This window comes from Vibrio sp. CUB2 (assembly GCF_001557945.1).
GTDB lineage: Bacteria > Pseudomonadota > Gammaproteobacteria > Enterobacterales > Vibrionaceae > Vibrio > Vibrio owensii.
Map to the genome: position 1 here is coordinate 1 of NZ_LNRB01000081.1, position 488 is coordinate 488.

Here is a 488-nt window from a genome sequence, read left to right on the forward strand (position 1 = left end):
GGTTCAGATAACTCGTTTCCGCTCGACTTGCATGTGTTAGGCCTGCCGCCAGCGTTCAATCTGAGCCATGATCAAACTCTTCAATTTAAGATTTTGTTCGGCTCAATGAATACTGAACATTACATAAAGTAATGTTTGAATTGACTGTGCTGAGTCTTTCGACTCAATGGTCACTTCGTTTCATTGAAACCTAATTTGATACCGAAGTATCTAATTGGATTATCATCAACGAGTGCCCACACAGATTGATAGGTCTATATTGTTAAAGAGCTTGGCTTTCAGTGCCTTAGCACTTAAGCGAGGTGCGTATAATACGCTTTCCACTTTGAAAGTCAACATAAAACTCTAAATTTATTTAGAACTTTATGGTGACTTGCTTATTAAATAAGCAAGTGCGAAATAAAGCCTGGCGATGTCCTACTCTCACATGGGGAAGCCCCACACTACCATCGGCGCTAATTCGTTTCACTTCTGAGTTCGGAATGGAA

1 rRNA gene is annotated in these 488 nt (G+C 40.4%); it reads right to left on the reverse strand.

The features are described 5' to 3' along the window. Positions 1 to 87: ribosomal RNA gene (locus ATB78_RS27955) — 16S ribosomal RNA — on the reverse strand; the annotation flags it as partial. Positions 88 to 488 lie beyond the last annotated feature (401 nt).